The 16,726-nt window shown below is 64.1% G+C and carries 12 protein-coding genes and 2 pseudogenes; 10 read left to right on the forward strand and 4 right to left on the reverse strand.

Translation table 11 applies throughout. From position 1 onward, the window contains the following. Positions 1-48: 48 nt before the first annotated feature. The gene (locus D477_RS03365; protein ID WP_005267303.1) at positions 49-1,989 is read right to left on the reverse strand and encodes a M13 family metallopeptidase; all 1,941 of its coding nucleotides are present in this window, start codon (positions 1,987-1,989) and stop codon (positions 49-51) included. 208 nt (positions 1,990-2,197) lie between these two features. Between D477_RS03365 and leuA the strand changes: the two genes are divergently transcribed. The 3 genes and pseudogenes from leuA (at position 2,198) to D477_RS03380 (ending at position 5,574) form a co-directional block, all read left to right on the forward strand. After that, positions 2,198-3,964, forward strand: coding sequence for a 2-isopropylmalate synthase (gene leuA / locus D477_RS03370; protein ID WP_043845440.1), 1,767 nt, complete (start codon positions 2,198-2,200; stop codon positions 3,962-3,964). A 64-nt stretch (positions 3,965-4,028) separates the two neighbouring features. After that, complete coding sequence (recO, locus tag D477_RS03375; protein WP_005267308.1) at positions 4,029-4,781, forward strand: DNA repair protein RecO; 753 nt, start codon at positions 4,029-4,031, stop codon at positions 4,779-4,781. Continuing rightward, positions 4,730-5,574, forward strand: a pseudogene (locus D477_RS03380) (isoprenyl transferase). Before recO ends, D477_RS03380 begins: the two are co-directional and overlap by 52 nt. Here D477_RS03380 and D477_RS03385 read toward each other — a convergent pair. Then, complete coding sequence (locus D477_RS03385) at positions 5,571-6,644, reverse strand: alpha/beta hydrolase (RefSeq protein WP_005267310.1); 1,074 nt, start codon at positions 6,642-6,644, stop codon at positions 5,571-5,573. The pseudogene D477_RS03380 and the gene D477_RS03385 sit on opposite strands and share 4 nt — an antisense overlap. A 78-nt stretch (positions 6,645-6,722) precedes the next feature. On the opposite strand from D477_RS03385, the gene D477_RS03390 reads away from it, so the two are divergent. Beyond that, a complete protein-coding gene (locus D477_RS03390) occupies positions 6,723-7,817 on the forward strand; it encodes a quinone-dependent dihydroorotate dehydrogenase (RefSeq protein WP_043845445.1) in 1,095 nt (364 codons plus the stop codon). A 69-nt stretch (positions 7,818-7,886) separates the two neighbouring features. Here the strand turns inward: D477_RS03390 and D477_RS03395 are convergent, their stop codons facing one another. Next, positions 7,887-8,471, reverse strand: coding sequence for a DUF3043 domain-containing protein (locus D477_RS03395; protein WP_043845447.1), 585 nt, complete (start codon positions 8,469-8,471; stop codon positions 7,887-7,889). Between the two features lie 62 nt (positions 8,472-8,533). Here D477_RS03395 and D477_RS03400 point away from each other — a divergent pair, with 62 nt between their 5' ends. The 6 genes from D477_RS03400 to D477_RS03425 all read left to right on the forward strand — a co-directional run bounded on the left by D477_RS03400 (position 8,534) and on the right by D477_RS03425 (position 14,687). Further along, positions 8,534-9,958, forward strand: coding sequence for a dipeptidase (locus tag D477_RS03400; protein ID WP_005267322.1), 1,425 nt, complete (start codon positions 8,534-8,536; stop codon positions 9,956-9,958). Between the two features lie 161 nt (positions 9,959-10,119). Beyond that, on the forward strand, positions 10,120-10,500 hold the full coding sequence (locus tag D477_RS03405; RefSeq protein ID WP_005267329.1) for a HesB/IscA family protein: 381 nt from the start codon (positions 10,120-10,122) through the stop codon (positions 10,498-10,500). Positions 10,501-10,686: 186 nt separating this feature from the next. Next, positions 10,687-11,550 (forward strand): aa3-type cytochrome oxidase subunit II, encoded by an 864-nt coding sequence (ctaC, locus tag D477_RS03410; RefSeq protein ID WP_043845451.1) that lies wholly within the window; start codon positions 10,687-10,689, stop codon positions 11,548-11,550. Further along, complete coding sequence (gene ctaD, locus D477_RS03415) at positions 11,550-13,277, forward strand: aa3-type cytochrome oxidase subunit I (RefSeq protein ID WP_005267332.1); 1,728 nt, start codon at positions 11,550-11,552, stop codon at positions 13,275-13,277. The genes ctaC and ctaD overlap by 1 nt, the downstream gene beginning before the upstream one ends. A gap of 3 nt (positions 13,278-13,280) precedes the next feature. Next, positions 13,281-13,682, forward strand: coding sequence for a cytochrome c oxidase subunit 4 (locus D477_RS03420; protein WP_005267335.1), 402 nt, complete (start codon positions 13,281-13,283; stop codon positions 13,680-13,682). Between the two features lie 216 nt (positions 13,683-13,898). Then, positions 13,899-14,687, forward strand: coding sequence for a GntR family transcriptional regulator (locus D477_RS03425; RefSeq protein ID WP_005267336.1), 789 nt, complete (start codon positions 13,899-13,901; stop codon positions 14,685-14,687). Between the two features lie 370 nt (positions 14,688-15,057). Here the strand turns inward: D477_RS03425 and qcrB are convergent. After that, positions 15,058-16,724, reverse strand: a pseudogene (qcrB, locus tag D477_RS03430) (cytochrome bc1 complex cytochrome b subunit). Positions 16,725-16,726 lie beyond the last annotated feature (2 nt).

A 16,726-nucleotide genomic window follows, 5' to 3' on the forward strand; every position in this document is an offset into this window, starting at 1 on the left:
CCCTTCCGCCGCCGTTGGGCAGCGGAAGGGGCGGCCTTGGTGCTGCCGTTACCAGATCCGCACGCGCTGTGCCGGATCGAGCCAGAGACCGTCGCCGGTTTGGACGTCGAAGGCAGCGTGGAACTCGTCCATGTTCCGCACAACCTGGTTGCAGCGGAATTCGTTCGGCGAGTGCGGGTCGATGGTCAGCCTTCGGACGGACTCTTCGCTGCGGATCTTCTGGCGCCAGCATTCTGCCCAGGAGTAGAAGAACCGCTGCACTCCACTGAGCCCGTCGATCACTGGAGGCTCCTGGCCGCCGAGGCTGAGCTGGTAGGCCTTGAAGGCAATAATCAGGCCGCCCAGATCGCCGATGTTCTCGCCCAGGGTCAGTTCCCCGTTGACTGTCTTGCCCGCAGCTTCTTCGGGGCTCAACACGGCATACTGGTCAACGAGGCGGGCAGTCAGGCCTTCGAAGGCCTCGCGGTCGGCATCGGTCCACCAATTCCGCAGGGCGCCGGTTCCGTCATACTGCGAGCCCATGTCGTCGAAACCGTGGCCGATTTCGTGGCCGATAACGGCGCCGATGGCCCCGTAGTTTGCGGCGGGATCCGCATCCGCGTCGAAGAACGGCGGCTGCAGGATGGCCGCCGGGAACACGATCTCGTTCATGGTCGGCATGTAGTAGGCGTTGACCGTCTGCGGCGTCATATGCCACTCCTCGGTATCGATCGGCCCGCCCAGTTTGTCGAGGTTGCGCCGGACCTCGAACTCATTGGCCTCCAGGACGTTCTGCCAGACATCGTCCCCAGGGACGTACGAGGAGTAGTCGATCCATTTCGTCGGATACCCGATCTTGGTCCGGAAGGCCTGCAGCTTCTCCAAAGCCCGGTCGATCGTCTCCGAGCTGAGCCACTCCAGGGAGCTGATGCTTTCGCGGTATGCGGCAATCAGGTTGGCTACCAGTTCCTCCATCCGCTCCTTGTGCGACGGCGGGAAGTGCCGGGCCACGTACTCCTGGCCGATCGCTTCCCCAAGGGCTCCTTCGACAAGGGCGACCCCGCGGCGCCAGCGCTCTTTGAGTTCGGGCGTCCCGCTCAGGACCTTGCCGTAGAAGTCGAAATGCGTTTGGACCGCTTCGGCGTGCAGGTACGGCGCAGCCGACGATAGCAGCTGCAGGCGCAGCCATGATTTCCAGTTCTCCACGGGCTCGTCTTCGAGCAGGCCTGCCAACAACGCGACGAAGTCCGGCTGGCAAACGACGACTTCCGCAATGCCGCGCCCTTGGCCGCCGATGCCTTCAACCCAGTCGCGGACACGCGGGAAGCTGTCCGCCAGTTCCTCGATGGTCCGCAGATTGTAGGTCTTCTGCGGATCCCGGCAGGAGACCTTGTCCAGATGGCCGGCAGCGAGCTTGTGCTCGAGGGCGATCGCCGCTTCAGCCTCGGCCGGGGCAAAACCGGCCTGCCCCAGGATGGCCTCCGCATACTCGGCATAGCGGGCGCGGATGTCCTTGAACTCGTCCTCACGGTAGTAAGACTCATCCGGAAGGCCCAGCCCCGCCTGGTACAGGTAGACCAAATACCTGGTGGGATCGCCGGCGTCGTTATTGACAAAGAAGGCCAGTGGATATGCGGCCCCCTGCCGGGTGAATTCGGTCAGCAGGGCAAGCAACCCGTCCCGGTCCGAAACGGCATCGATCGCCGCCAATTGGGCGGCCAGGGGCGTGAACTTCCGGGCCTCGATTTCCGCCTCGTCCATGAAGCGGGAATAGACGACGCCGACCTTTCCGGCAGGGGTGCGCGGGTCCGGGTCCGCTGCGGATTCCTCGATGATCTGCCGGACCGCGGCCTCGGCCTCGTCCCGGAGGGCGGTGAACGAACCCTCCAGCGGGCGGTCGGGACGGATGGCCGTTTCGGCCAGCCACCTGCCGTTGACGTGGCGGAACAGATCGTCCTGGGGCCGGACGGAGGAATCGACGTGGTCAAGGACGATGCCGGAACGGGTCATGGCAGCACCTTTCTGAAGTAGCAGCGGTTGACATGTTCTTCCTCATCCTACGCACCGTGCTAGTGTGAAATTGTGCGTGCTGAAATGCTTCTTCTTAGCTGCCGCGGCGAGGCCTAAAGAACTCTTGTTTGACGGCCGAATCCTCGCCGCGGAGTTTGTGTTGCCCGGCCGAAGCCGCCACAGGAATTAGCAGAAAAGGCCAAAGACCATGCGAAACGCGCAGAAACCCTCCGGAATGCCCATCCATAAGTACATTCCGTTCCAGGACCAGATCACCGTCGAGCTGCCGGACCGCACCTGGCCTGACAAGGTCATCACGAAGGCGCCGCGCTGGTGCGCCGTCGATCTGCGGGATGGAAACCAGGCCCTGATCGACCCGATGAGCCCCGAGCGCAAGCACAAGATGTTCGACCTGCTGGTCAGGATGGGCTTCAAGGAAATCGAGGTCGGTTTCCCGTCCGCCTCGCAGACGGACTTCGACTTCGTCCGCCAGCTGATCGAGGGCGATCGCATTCCGGACGACGTGACGATCCAGGTGCTGACCCAGTCACGCGAGCATCTCATCGAGCGCACATATGACGCGATCGAGGGCGCGGACCGCGCGATCGTCCACCTCTACAACTCGACGTCGGTGCTGCAGCGCCGGGTGGTGTTCAACCAGGACATGGACGGCATTGTGGATATCGCCCTCCAGGGTGCACGGCTGTGCCGCAAGTACGAGGAAGGACTGAGGGGCACCGAGGTCACCTACGAGTACTCGCCGGAGTCCTTTACCGGCACCGAGCTGGAGTTCGCAGCCCGGATCTGCAACGCAGTGACCGATGTCTTCGAGATCTCCTCCGACCGCAATGTCATCCTCAACCTGCCGGCCACGGTCGAGATGGCCACCCCCAACGTCTATGCCGACTCCATCGAGTGGATGTCGCGGCACCTGGACAACCGGGAGAATGTCATCCTCTCGCTGCACCCGCACAACGACCGCGGCACCGGCGTGGCTGCGGCCGAGCTGGGCTACCTGGCCGGCGCGGACCGCATCGAGGGCTGCCTGTTCGGCAACGGCGAGCGGACAGGCAACGTCGACCTGGTCACCCTGGGGCTGAACCTGTTCGGCCAGGGCATCGACCCGATGATCGACTTCTCCAACATCGACGAAGTCCGGCGGACCGTTGAGTACTGCAACCAGTTGCCGGTGCCCGAACGCTCACCCTACGGCGGCGACCTGGTGTTCACCGCCTTCTCCGGATCCCACCAGGACGCCATCAAGAAGGGCTTCGAGGCGATGGAGCGCGATGCCGCGGCTGCGGGCAAGTCCGTCGATGAGATTCCGTGGGCCGTTCCGTACCTGCCCGTGGATCCCAAGGACCTCGGCCGCAGCTACGAGGCCGTCATCCGCGTCAATTCCCAGTCCGGCAAGGGCGGGGTTGCGTACCTGCTGAAGAACGAGCACAGCCTGGACCTGCCGAGGCGGGCACAGATCGAGTTCTCCGGCGTGATCCAGCGCCGCACGGACACCGTCGGCGGCGAGGTCAGCGGCGCCCAGCTGTGGGAGATCTTCAACGACGAGTACCTGCCGATTCCCGAGCGCCAGTGGGGACGCTACACCCTCGGCTCGGTCAAGACGGACTCCGCCGAAGATGGATCATTCCAGCTGACCGCCTCCCTCATCGTGGACGGGGTGCAGCAGCGCAGGACAGCGGAGGGCAACGGTCCGATCGCGGCACTGCTGGACATCTTCCGCCAGGACGGCGTGGATGTGCGGGTCCTGGACTACAGCGAGCACGCGCTGTCCGAAGGCGGCAATGCCCGCGCGGCGGCCTATGTGGAATGCGCGGTGGCGGAGCGGGTGCTCTGGGGCGTAGGCATCGATACCAACACTACGATGGCGTCGCTCAAGGCGGTTGTGTCCGCGGTCAACCGGGCCATCCGGGACAACGTCGCGCGATCGGCCGCGGCAGGCGAAGCCCCGGCCCAGTAGCCCGTCCGGCCGCGCCCGGTCCGTCGATGTGCGGGCCGGGCGCAGTCAGTGGGACAATGGGGCCGTGTCCAACCGATCCTTCGCCTCCCGAACCTACCGGGATGAAGGCGTCATTCTGCGGACGCATAAACTCGGCGAGGCGGACCGGATCATCGTCCTGCTGACCAAGCGCCACGGCCAGGTGCGTGCCGTCGCCAAGGGGGTCCGCCGCACCAGCAGCAAGTTCGGTGCCATGCTGGAACCTTTTATGGTGACCGACGTGCAGTTGGTTGCCGGCCGCAACCTGGACATCGTCACCCAGGCGCAGACGCTTCGCCCGTACGGCCGGGAAATTGTGGCCGACTATGCCAAGTACACGGCGGCGGCCGTGATCTGCGAAACGGCCGAGAAACTGACCGATGTCGACGGCGAATCGACTGCGACGCACTACGGACTTGTTATCGGAGCGCTGTCGGCACTGAGCCGAAGCCGTCATGCACCGGAACTCGTGCTCGATTCGTACCTGCTCCGCGCCCTCGCAACGGCGGGCTGGGCGCCGAGCTTCACGGACTGCGCACGCTGCTCTGAACCGGGCCCGCATACGGCCTTCTCCGCTGCACTGGGGGGCGCCGTTTGCCACGGTTGCCGCCCTCCCGGCTCGGCCTCACCGGCACCGGAAACGATGGTTCTGCTGGCGGCCCTGCTCAGCGGGGACTGGCCTTCCGCCGACGCCTCCATCCCGCCCGCCCGGCGCGAAGCCGCCGGCCTGGTAGCCAGCTACCTGCAATGGCACCTGGAACGATCCGTCAGATCCCTCAAACACGTGGAGCGAGTGTGACAACCCTGAACCCGAGCCAACCGGCTCCCCATCCCTCCGGCGCCCTCCCGCCCAAGCTGCCCTCGGAGCTGGTCCCGGAGCACGTCGCGATCGTGATGGACGGTAACGGCCGCTGGGCCAACCAGCGCGGCCTGCCCCGGACCGAAGGGCACCGCGCCGGTGAAGCAGCGCTGCTGGATGTGATGGCCGGTGCAATCGAGATCGGTGTGCGGCACGTCAGTGTCTACGCGTTTTCGACCGAGAACTGGAAACGCTCCCCGGAAGAAGTCCGCTTCCTGATGGGGTTCAGCAAGGACGTGCTGCGCCGCCAGCGGAACCAGCTGGACGAATGGGGAGTCCGGATCCGTTGGTCCGGCCGCCGGCCGCGCCTCTGGCAGTCCGTCATCAAGGAGCTCGAGGTGGCGGAGCGCCAGACGGCGGGAAACACCGTCTGCACCTTGAATATGTGCGTCAACTACGGCGGCAGGGCCGAAATTGCAGACGCGGCCGCAGCCATTGCGGCCGATGTCGCAGCCGGCAGGATCAAGCCCTCCGCGGTGTCGGAAAAGACGGTCCAGCGCTACCTCGATGAGCCGGACCTGCCCGACGTCGATCTTTTCCTCCGCACTTCAGGCGAACAGCGCTTCTCCAACTTCATGCTGTGGCAGTCGGCGTATGCGAGATGGTTTTCATGAACATCCTCTGGCCGGACGTGGACCGCCGGACGCTGTGGGAAGCGATCGATATCTACGCGCAGCGCGACCGGCGGTACGGCGGCGCAGTGGATGCAGCGGCAACGGGTACCGCCGGCTAATCCCGGCCAGACAAGATGTAGGCTTTCGCCCAGCGCTCCAGCCTGGCATATGCATCCGCCCGCACCTCGGGCCGCGAGAGGAAGATGTCGTGCAGGGCAGCCTCGATCCGTTCGACAGTGACAGTCGACCCCAGTTTGACGGCGCTGGCGGCCATGGTCTCCACGTCGAGCACAGCGTCCGCAGCTTTCATATCCTCATGCCAGAGTGGACCGTAGACGCTGCGGGCCGAGGTCAGCACCAGTACCGGCGCCGTAATGGACAGCCCCTTGTCCACCTCGGACTGCCCCTGCCAAACGGCGCTGAGCCAGCCGGCTCGCACTGGAAAAGCGAACGGCGGCCGCAGGTCCGGGTCGAGGTCCCACTCGCCTTCCTCGGTGCTGCTGATGGTCCGCCAATAGAATCCGCGTGCCGGCAGCCTGATCTCCGCTTCCGGCTTGAGCCGCGAGAGCGGATCGAGCACCTTGGCGGCGGCCCGGCGCACCAGCGAACTGCGGTGCACCTCAAGCCACGGGCTGTTCAGGACCAGCGCCTTGACCGCGCCGGGGTTGCGATTCGTCCACAGCGCTGCGACGAGGCCCCCCGTGGAGTGGCCCATCAGGGTCAAGTCAATGTCGGCCTCGTCCAGACCCAGCCGGGCCGCAGCGTCCTCGCGCACGGCGGCCACCGCGGTGGCGATTTCGTCGTCGTAATCGGCCAGATCCGAAGCGTAACCGGCCAAATCCCCGCCGCCAACGGTCCTGCTCTCAGGATCCGCTCCCGCCGAATCGCCCGGCACAGCATCGCCCTGGTCCGGTTCGCCGATCCGCAGGTTCCGGCCGTGGTTGTGGACGTCCAGCGCGTAGAAGGCCACACCGAGCCGGTGCCAGAAGTCGGCCAGCTCCGTGTTGAAGAAGTAGTCGCTCCAGCCGTGCAGGTACAGGACCACATGCCCGGCCCGCTCGGCTCCGCCCGCTTGCGGCAGGTGCCGGACAAGCGTGGCCCTGCGCGTCGCACCGTCGCCGGCCGGGACTTCCAGCGCCGTGGATTCGAATCCGGCTCCGAGGATGTCCTCGATCCACACCGCTGGCATACCTGGTCCCTCCATTCCCTGCCTTCATGCTAAACCTGCCGGTTTGGCGCGCGATGCGTTAGGCGCAAAACTAGGTTCATGCGTCTGTACCCACTCTTCTTCCGAGCCGCTTTCTCATGGATGGACCCGGAACGTGCCCACACTATCGGTTTCCGGATGATCAGGTTGGCCCATGCCAGCGGCGCTGGTGCGGCGCTGCGCCGGCTCACGGCGCCTGCACCTTCGTTGGAAACTAAAGCCTTGGGGCTGACCTTTCCGTCCCCGTTCGGGCTGGCCGCCGGTTTCGACAAGGAGGGGCACGGGATCGAGGCGCTGTTCGACCTGGGTTTCGGCGCCGTCGAGGTCGGCACGATCACCGGGGCCGCCCAGCCTGGCAACCCGCGGCCCAGGCTGTTCCGGCTGGTGGAGGACCGCGCGGTCATCAACCGCATGGGGTTCAATAACGACGGCGCAGCCTCCGTAGCGCCGCGGCTTATCTCTGCCCGTCGGTCACTTCAGCGGCGCTACGGCGCCCGCCGGCCGATCGTGGGTGTCAACATCGGCAAGACCAAGGCCGTTGAACTGGAAAACGCTATTGACGACTACCTGCAGAGCACGCGGCTGCTGGCGCCGCAGGCGGACTACCTCGTCGTCAACGTCAGCTCGCCGAATACCCCGGGTCTTCGCCTGCTGCAGAGTGTCGAGACGCTGCGTCCGCTGCTCGCGGCAGTGGGGGAGACGGCCGACTCTGTGGCGCGGCGGCATGTGCCGCTGCTGGTCAAGATCGCCCCTGATCTGAGCGATGAGGATATCGACGACGTTGCCAAGCTGGCGTTGGACCTCAAGCTGGACGGCATCATCGCCACGAACACCACGATCGGCAGGGAGGGGCTTGTGTCGAACGCCGGCAAGGTAGCTGCCTGCGGCGCCGGTGGCCTCTCTGGAGCGCCCCTGAAGCAGCGGTCCCTTGAGGTGCTGCGGCGGCTGCGTGCCACCGTGGGGGAGGAGCTGGTGCTGGTTGCCGTGGGCGGCGTGGAAACGGCAGCTGACGTCCAGGAACGGCTTGATGCCGGCGCTACGCTCGTGCAGGGCTACACCGCGTTCCTTTATGAGGGTCCGTTCTGGGCCGCGCGCATCAATCGTGCACTTGCACGCGGGCGCCGGCAGCCCGCCGGGAACCCGCAGCGGGCTTAAGGCGGAAAGCGGGCCGGTTCCTCCCGGGGGAGAGGCCGGCCCGCTTGAAGCGGGTAGAAGGCACCGCGGTCAGGCTGGATATTGACCCCGCTTGACCTGAGGTTTGGGCAGGCGCATCCGTCGCAGCTGCAGGCCGCGCATGACGCCGTACCAGACCGCGCCGCGCTCAACCTCGCCGAATTTGGCTGTCAACCGCTTCTTCAGCTGCCGGCCGAGGATGAACGCATCGACGGCCACCAGCGCGAGCAGCACCCAGAAGCCCACGAGGATGAAGGCTTGGACGTTGATGTCCTGCACGAAGCTCAGCACGACGAAAATGAGGGCGAAGATGATGAGGAACTCGCCCAGGACCCAGCGCGCATCGACGAAGTCGCGGACGAACCGCTTCTGCGGGCCCTTGTCGCGCAACGGAAGATAGCGCTCTTCACCGGTATCCATGGCCTGGCGCATCCGGATGCGTTCTTCCTGGACCGCTTTCCGGTTCGCGTCCTTGGCTGCCTTGCGGTCGTTCGGCACTAGGGGCCGTTTGCGGGCCGCTTCCTGGTCCTTGCGCCGCGGCGTCGGTGTACCTTTGCCCTGGCCGCGGGCAAGTTCGGGCTCGGGCTGTTCTACGGGTTCCGGGGCACTGGCCGCCTCTTTTTTTCGTCCAAACACCCATCAAGAATACCCCGCAGGCGCTTGTCCGCCGTGCCCGCCCCGGGAGTAGGGTGGCCGGTATGACCACTCGTGAAGAAACCGGCCAGACCAGACCAGGTGGCAACCGGAAAATCCCGGACACCGCCGCTCTCGCTGCAGCTGTCGACGCCCGGATGGGGCAGACCATTTCCACACTCGAGCAACTCGTTGCGATCCCCGGGATCGCATGGGAGGCCTTCGAACCGGCAGACCTCGCACATAGTGCAGAGACGGTGGCAGACCTGCTTCGCGGACTTGGGCTGGACGACGTCCAAGTACTCAGCGTTCCCCATGGGGAGCGCCAAGGCGGACCTGCTGTCGTGGCGCGGCGGCGCGCCTTGCCTGGCAAACCGACGGTGCTGTTGTACGCCCACCATGACGTGCAGCCCCCGGGCGACCTGGGGCTATGGAACACCGAACCATTTGCCGCCACGGAGATCGGCGGCCGTCTGTATGGCAGGGGAGCGGCGGACGACAAGGCCGGGATTATGGCCCACGTCGGTGCGGTTGAAGCGGTCCTGGCAACCCTCGGCGACCAATTCGGTCTGGGCCTCACCTTCTTCATTGAAGGCGAGGAAGAAGCCGGCTCACCGACCTTCCGCACCTTCCTGGAAACACACCGCGAACTGCTGCAGGCCGATGTGATCATCGTGGCGGATTCGGCAAACTGGAAGGTGGGGGTGCCGGCCCTGACCACCAGTCTCCGCGGATTGATCGATGGAGTCGTGGAGCTGAAGGTCCTGGACCACGCCGTCCACTCCGGAATGTTCGGCGGGCCGGTCCTGGACGCGCCAACCCTGCTCGCGCGCCTGATTGCGACGTTCCATGACGACAATGGCGCGGTGGCAATTAGAGGACTCGTTGCCACGGAATCGGCCCAAGTCGATTATTCCGAGGCCGACTTCCGCCAGGACAGCTCCGTGCTCGAGTCCGTGCAGCTTGCTGGCACCGGCCCCATAGCGGACAGGTTATGGAACAAACCGGCCCTGTCCGTGATCGGAATGGACGTCCCCAGCGTTGCGCTCAGTTCCAATACCCTGCTCCCGTCGGCGAGGGCAAAGCTGAGCTTGCGCTTGGCTCCAGGGCAGGACCCGGCCGCCGCGATGGATGCCTTGGCAGCCCACGTCCAGGAGCATGTCCCCTTTGGCGCTGAAGTCCGCTTCACCCCAGGCGAGCAGGGGAGCGCGTTTGCGACGGAGACGAATGCTTCGGCGGCGCAGGCCGCGCTCTGGGCCCTGGGCGAAGCGTGGGGCACAGAGCCCGTCGAGACCGGAATGGGCGGATCCATTCCCTTCATCGCGGATCTGCGGGACCTGTATCCGCACGCCCAGATCCTCATCACCGGCGTGGAAGACCCCGATTCCCGCGCCCATTCCGCCAATGAGTCCCTGCACTTGGGGGATTTTCGGAATGCGGTTCTTGCGGAAGCACTGCTTCTGGCCCGGCTTAACAATGAAGGTCTGTGATCGGGCGAGGACGGTACGCCCTCCGCGTCCGCCCTCCAGTGGGCCACGCTGGCATTTGTTGGAACCAAGTGCCCGAGAAGTACCATGGAAGCGGAGCCACAGCACCACTGAGTGATAGCAGAAGGTCAACTGATGGCCACCTCAGAGATAAGGACAAAGCAATGACCGAAACCACCAGCACCGCTAATGGAAATGCAGCCGAGACCGAACTGCCTGTCCACGAGGTCAAGCTGACCGATGTTGCCGCGGGCAAGGTCCGCAGTCTGCTGGAGCAGGAAGGACGCACGGATCTTCGGCTCCGCGTCGCCGTCCAGCCCGGCGGTTGCTCCGGCCTGATCTACCAGCTGTACTTCGACGAGCGCATGCTGGACGGTGACGCCGTCCGCGACTTTGAAGGTGTCGAAGTCATCGTGGACAAAATGAGCGTGCCGTACCTGAGCGGCGCAACCATCGATTTCGAGGACACGATTTCCAAGCAGGGCTTTACCATTGACAACCCCAATGCCGGTGGTTCCTGCGCCTGCGGTGACTCGTTCCACTAAGTCGCTGAATGGCTTGCCTCAGCATCAGGGCAAACGCCGACGCACTGCCGCGACCTGTCACATCCAGGTCATCCGGGCGGGTAAGCTCTACAGTGAGTAGTAAAACCGATATGCCAGCGTGCGCAACGGGGGAATAGCCGTGCCGCGCGGGCATCACTTGCACGAAACAAGAAGGAAGGGCCGTCTGTGAGTTCGCAGGACCGAACCGGCAGTCGGCGCGCCAGGATCTTCAAGGCCACAGGCCTTGGGGCGGCGGGTGCGCTGTTGTTGACGGGATGTTCAGAAGAAGTCCGATTGGGATGGCTGCCCACTGAGCGGGGCACGACCAACCACACGGACCGGATCATCGATTTGTGGGTGAACTCCTGGATTGCCGCGTTGGCTATCGGCGTTCTGACGTGGGCCCTGATGATTTGGTGCATCGTCGCCTACCGCCGCCGGAAGAACGAAACCGGCTACCCCCGTCAGCTCAGCTACAACCTGCCGCTGGAAATCTTCTACACCGCGGTTCCGCTGATCATGGTTCTGACCCTGTTCTACTTCACGGACCGCGACATGACCGCGATCAACGCCCGTGACGACAATCCGGACCAGATCATCGATGTTCGTGGCAAGCAGTGGTCCTGGGACTTCAACTACGTCACCGAGGATAAGTACGACGTCGGTGTCCAGGCCCACCTTGACGGCGAGACCGGCGCGCCTGACCGCCTGCCGACGCTCTACCTGCCGGTCAACCAGAGCATCGAGCTGCAGATCAACTCCCGCGACGTGATCCACTCCTTCTGGGTCCCCGCCTTCCTGCAGAAGATCGACATGATCCCAGGCAAGACCAACTACATCACCGTCACGCCGCAGCGCGAGGGCGTCTACGCCGGTAAGTGCGCCGAACTCTGCGGCGAGTACCACTCCGAGATGCTGTTCAACGTCGCTGTGGTGTCCGAGGCTGAGTTCGCCGAGCGGATGACCGCCCTTGAAGACGGCCAGATCGGCGAGGAATACGACCGCAACCCGTACGCGGAAGCGGCTGAGCAAGGAGCGAGGGAGAACTAGTGTCTACCTACGAGTACACCGCCGAGGAGACGGGCACGACGGTCGCACCGCGCGTCGTTCCTCGATCCAAGGGACGCATCGTCGTCAACTGGATCACCTCGACCGACCACAAGACGATCGGGTACATGTACCTGATCTCGTCATTCATCTTCTTCTGCCTCGGCGGTGTGATGGCTCTGGTCATTCGTGCCGAGCTGTTCGAACCGGGCATGCAGATTCTGCAGACCAAGGAACAGTACAACCAGCTGTTCACCATGCACGGCACGGTCATGCTGCTGATGTTCGCCACGCCCCTGTTCGCCGGCTTCACCAACGTCATGATGCCGCTGCAGATCGGCGCTCCTGACGTCGCCTTCCCGCGGCTCAACGCCCTGGCCTTCTGGTTCTTCCTGTTCGGCAGCACCATTGCAGTAGCCGGCTTCGTTACGCCGCAGGGCGCGGCATCCTTCGGGTGGTTTGCGTACGCGCCGTTGTCCAGCACGACGTTTTCCCCGGGCGCCGGCGGAGACCTGTGGGTATTCGGCCTCGCGCTGTCTGGCTTCGGCACGATTCTGGGCGCGGTCAACTTCATCACGACCATCATCTGCATGCGTGCCCCGGGCATGACCATGTGGCGGATGCCGATCTTCACCTGGAACGCACTGATCACATCGATCCTCGTCCTGATGGCGTTTCCTCCGCTGGCCTCTGCACTGTTCGGCCTCGGCGCCGACCGCCGTTTCGGAGCCCATATCTTCAACCCTGAAAACGGCGGTGCCATTCTCTGGCAGCACCTGTTCTGGTTCTTCGGACACCCTGAGGTTTACATCATCGCCCTGCCGTTCTTCGGCATCGTTTCCGAGATCTTCCCGGTCTTCAGCCGCAAGCCGATCTTCGGCTACAAGGGCCTCGTTTACGCGACGATCGCCATCGCTGCGCTGTCCGTAACCGTCTGGGCGCACCACATGTACGTCACCGGGTCGGTCATGCTGCCGTTCTTCGCGTTCATGACCATGCTGATCGCCGTCCCGACCGGTGTGAAGTTCTTCAACTGGATCGGCACCATGTGGCGCGGTTCGCTGACGTTCGAAACACCGATGCTCTGGAGCCTCGGCTTCCTGGCCACGTTCCTCTTCGGCGGCCTGACCGGCATCATCCTCGCGTCCCCGCCGCTGGACTTCCACGTCTCGGACACGTACTTCGTGGTTGCCCACTTCCACTACGTCGTCTTCGGCACCGTGGTGTTCGCCATGTTCGCCGGTTTCTACTTCTGGTGGCCCAAGTGGACCGGCAAGATGCTCAACGAACGCCTGGGCAAGATCCACTTCTGGCTGCTGTTCCTCGGCTTCCACGGCACCTTCCTGATCCAGCACTGGCTTGGAGTCATCGGCATGCCCCGCCGCTATGCGGACTACATGCCCGAAGACAACTTCACTGCCATGAACCAGTTCTCGACCATTGCGTCCTTCGTGCTGGGTGCTTCGCTGATCCCGTTCTTCTGGAACGTGTACACCACGTGGCGCCACGGCAAGAAGGTCGAGGTTGACGACCCCTGGGGCTTCGGTGCTTCGCTTGAGTGGGCAACTTCCTGCCCGCCGCCGCGCCACAACTTCACCTCCCTGCCGCGTATCCGTTCGGAACGGCCCGCGCTGGACCTGCACCATCCGGAGCTGGCACCGAAGCACACGCCCAAGGAGCCGGTACCGGCCGCACAGATCTTCGGCCCTGCCGACCGAGAGGATGCCTGACCCATGAAAATCGAATCCTGGTTGTTCTCCGGGGGAGTCATCTTCTTCCTGCCGGTATGCGTGGTCTACGGATACCTGACCAACTGGAACGAGTGGGTCGGCATTGTCGGTCTGCTCCTGCTGGCCGGGCTCTCGCTGATGGTCGGCTGGTACCTGGCCACCACGGCCAAGCGTGTAGGCGCACGTCCCGAGGACCGGCTGGACGCCGAAATCCATGAAGGCGCAGGCGAGCAGGGCCATTTCAGCCCCTGGAGCTGGTGGCCGATCGTCCTGGCCATGGGTGCCGCCGGCGGCTTCCTCGGCATCGCAGTTGGTTTCTGGATCACCTACATTGCGGCCGGTTTGACGGTCGTAGCCATCATCGGCTGGGTGTATGAGTACAGTCGCGGAGACCACGCGCACTAATTGAATAAGCAAAGAAAAGCCCGGAGCATTCGGCTCCGGGCTTTTCTTTGCTCTCGCGTTGGTGACCGCAATCAGCCGCCGCCCATCCGGCCGCGAAGATTGACCGGTGAGGGGCCTGCCTCGACAAGCACGATGGACGGCACAGTGCTGTTCGATCTGTGGTCTAGACCGGCTGTAGAATTGCCGCATCCGTTGTCGCCCAAAGGAGCATTTGAATTGGTGTCGAGAGCCGCCGCCGCGATACAAGGTGAGATCGACGGTTCCTCACCGCTTGCCAAGCACGTGCAACTAAGGGAGATTCTGCGGCGCCATGCGAAGGAGAACTGCGAACCAGGGGGGCCGTTCCCCTCTGAGAGGGAACTGACTGAGCGCTTTGGCCTGGCGCGGATGACGGTGCGCCAGGCTATCGACTCTTTGGTGGCTGAAGAAGTGCTGGAGCGCATAGTTGGCCTGGGTACGTTCGTGAGCCAGCAAAAGCTCGACCTGCAGGTCAAGCTGACCTCCTACAGTGAGGAGATGCAGCGTCGGGGGATGGTTCCCGACGCCCGGGTCCTGAGCTTCGAACAGATCGGGGCAGCGCCCTTCGTCGCGCGCGAACTCCAGCTCGAAGAGGGACAGCCGGTCATCCGCTTCCGGCGCCTGCTGCTGGCCGACGGCGACCCCATGAGCGTGGACGAGAACTTCATTCCCGCCTACCGGGTCCCGGGAATCCTCGACGAGCCGCCGCCGTCGTCCTTGTACAACGTCCTCAGCGAACGTTACGGCCTGGTGATGGAGTGGGGCGAGGACACGATCGAAGCTACGGCTGCGCGGCCATCAATTGCCCGGCTATTGAACGTCGACATCGGTTCGCCACTGCTCAAGATCCAACGCCATGCCTTCGTGTCGAAGACGATGGTGGACTTTTCGATTTCGTACTACCGGGCCGACCGGTACAAGCTCTGGGTGCCGCTCCAAAGGCCGGGTGCACGGTCGCCGCGTGCCTACAACGTCAAGCGGTTTTAATCGTCGGAGAGCGCCCTTGCAGCCCTCCAAGGGCCTATAGAGGCCGATGACTGTGCGCCAGCCCCGAGCTACGAGGGGACGGGCGTCGTCGGGAGCCGATGTGCCGGTGCCAACCCGCATGCGAGACGCATAGAGCACGAGAGTGGACTGGTCGTTGTTCCCGACTACCGGCGGCTCGAGTCGCACGTGCCTGAGAGCGGAACCAACCGATCGTCGGGATCGAAGCCGCTGGGCCCTTAGGCCGGAGTTCGGCGGGACGGCGCCTCAACCCCACTGTCAGCCGAGGGGAATGTCCGCACCACCGGTTAACGCTGAAGGCCGGCTACAGGACCTTGGTCCTGTAGCCGGCCTTCAGATTCCTCAGGCGCCCCTAGTGGCTGGCGATCCCAGCCTTCGTCTCGGCTTCCTCAACCTCGGCGTGGCCGTGGCTGTGTGCAGCTTCGAGTTCTGCCGGAGTTACCGGAGCAACGCGGTCTTCGAAGAAGAACCGGGACAGCCGTCCGCGGAGCTTCTCCGAGCGGGTGACGCGGCCGTTGGCGTTAGCTACGGCTGGCTGGACCTCCGGTGATTCGAAGCTCACCAGGCGGTGCAGCTTGTAATCGTTGAGCGGCTCATGAACTTCGATGAACTCACCATGCGGCAGGCGGACGATGCGTCCTGTTTCGCGGCCATGGAGGACGATCTCGCGGTCCTTGCGCTGCAGCGCAAGGCAAATCCGGCGGGTCACCATGAAGCCGACGATCGGACCGAAGATGAACAGCACGCGCAGCCAGTAGGTGACGTCATTCAGCGAAACCATGAAGTGCGTGGCGATCAGGTCGGAGCTGGCAGCTGCCCACATCACGGCATACCAGATCACACCGGCAACGCCGGTAGCCGTCCGGAACGGAGCGTTACGCGGGCGGTCCAGGATGTGGTGTTCGCGGTCGTCCTTGGTGACCCAGCGTTCGATCCAGGGCCACGTGAACATCAGGCCGAACAGAATGCCTGCGGGGACGAGCGCGGGCAGCAGCACGTTCAGGGTGAGCGTGCGGCCGAAGATCACGTACTCGAAGGCAAAGTCTCCCAGGACGCCCGGCATCAGGCGGAGCGCGCCATCGACCCAGCCGATGTACCAGTCAGGCTGGGTACCTGCGGACACGGGGGAGGGGTCGTAGGGGCCGTAATCCCAGATCGGAAGGATCTGGAAGTTGGCAGCGATGGCAGCCAGGACGCCGAAGACGATGAAGAAGAAGCCGCCTGCCTTCGCCGCGTAAACGGGACCGACGGGGAAGCCGACGACGTTGTTTTCGGTACGGCCGGGCCGGGGTACTGCGTGTGCTTGTGCACGACAACCATGAACAGGTGGATCGCGATCATCAGGAGGATGATGGCGGGCACCAGGAGGATGTGGAGCACGTAGAGCCGGCCGACGATGGCTGTGCCAGGGAACTCGCCGCCGAAGAGGAACATGGAAATGTAGGTGCCGACCAGCGGGATTGCCTTGATAACGCCGTCGATAATGCGCAGACCGTTGCCGGAAAGCAGGTCATCAGGCAGCGAGTAGCCGGTGAAACCGGCAGCCAGGGCGAGGATCAGCAGAACACAGCCGACAACCCAGTTCAGTTCGCGCGGCCGGCGGAAGGCGCCGGTGAAGAATACACGGAGCATGTGCACCGAAACCGACGCCACGAACAGCAGAGCAGCCCAGTGGTGCAGCTGGCGCATGAACAGCCCGCCACGGATATCAAACGAAATATCCAGTGTGGACGCGTACGCGACCGACATCTCGACGCCCTGGAGGGGAACGTAGGAACCCTCGTAGTGCGTCTCCGCCATCGACGGGTCGAAGAAGAACGTCAGGAAGGTTCCCGACATCAGCAGGATCACGAAGGAATACAGCGCGACTTCACCGAACATGAAGGACCAGTGGTCGGGGAAGATCTTCCGCCCGAATTCCTTCACGATCGGGGAGACACCGACTCTGGTGTCAACGAAGTTGGAGATACGGCCCAAGCCTGTCTTGGGTGTGTACGTATCGGGTGCAGAGGAACTCATGA

It is taken from the genome of Arthrobacter crystallopoietes BAB-32 (assembly GCF_000328305.2).
Lineage (GTDB): Bacteria > Actinomycetota > Actinomycetes > Actinomycetales > Micrococcaceae > Crystallibacter > Crystallibacter crystallopoietes_A.

Excerpts from the sequence above, each read along its gene's own strand:
- D477_RS03400 (WP_005267322.1), top strand. The coding sequence starts at position 8,534 with ATGACCACTCGTGAAGAAACCGGCCAGACCAGACCAGGTGGCAACCGG.
- D477_RS03390 (WP_043845445.1), top strand. The coding sequence starts at position 6,723 with ATGCGTCTGTACCCACTCTTCTTCCGAGCCGCTTTCTCATGGATGGAC.
- D477_RS03405 (WP_005267329.1), top strand. The coding sequence starts at position 10,120 with ATGACCGAAACCACCAGCACCGCTAATGGAAATGCAGCCGAGACCGAA.
- D477_RS03365 (WP_005267303.1), bottom strand. The coding sequence starts at position 1,989 with ATGACCCGTTCCGGCATCGTCCTTGACCACGTCGATTCCTCCGTCCGG.
- leuA (WP_043845440.1), top strand. The coding sequence starts at position 2,198 with ATGCGAAACGCGCAGAAACCCTCCGGAATGCCCATCCATAAGTACATT.
- D477_RS03385 (WP_005267310.1), bottom strand. The coding sequence starts at position 6,644 with ATGCCAGCGGTGTGGATCGAGGACATCCTCGGAGCCGGATTCGAATCC.
- D477_RS03420 (WP_005267335.1), top strand. The coding sequence starts at position 13,281 with ATGAAAATCGAATCCTGGTTGTTCTCCGGGGGAGTCATCTTCTTCCTG.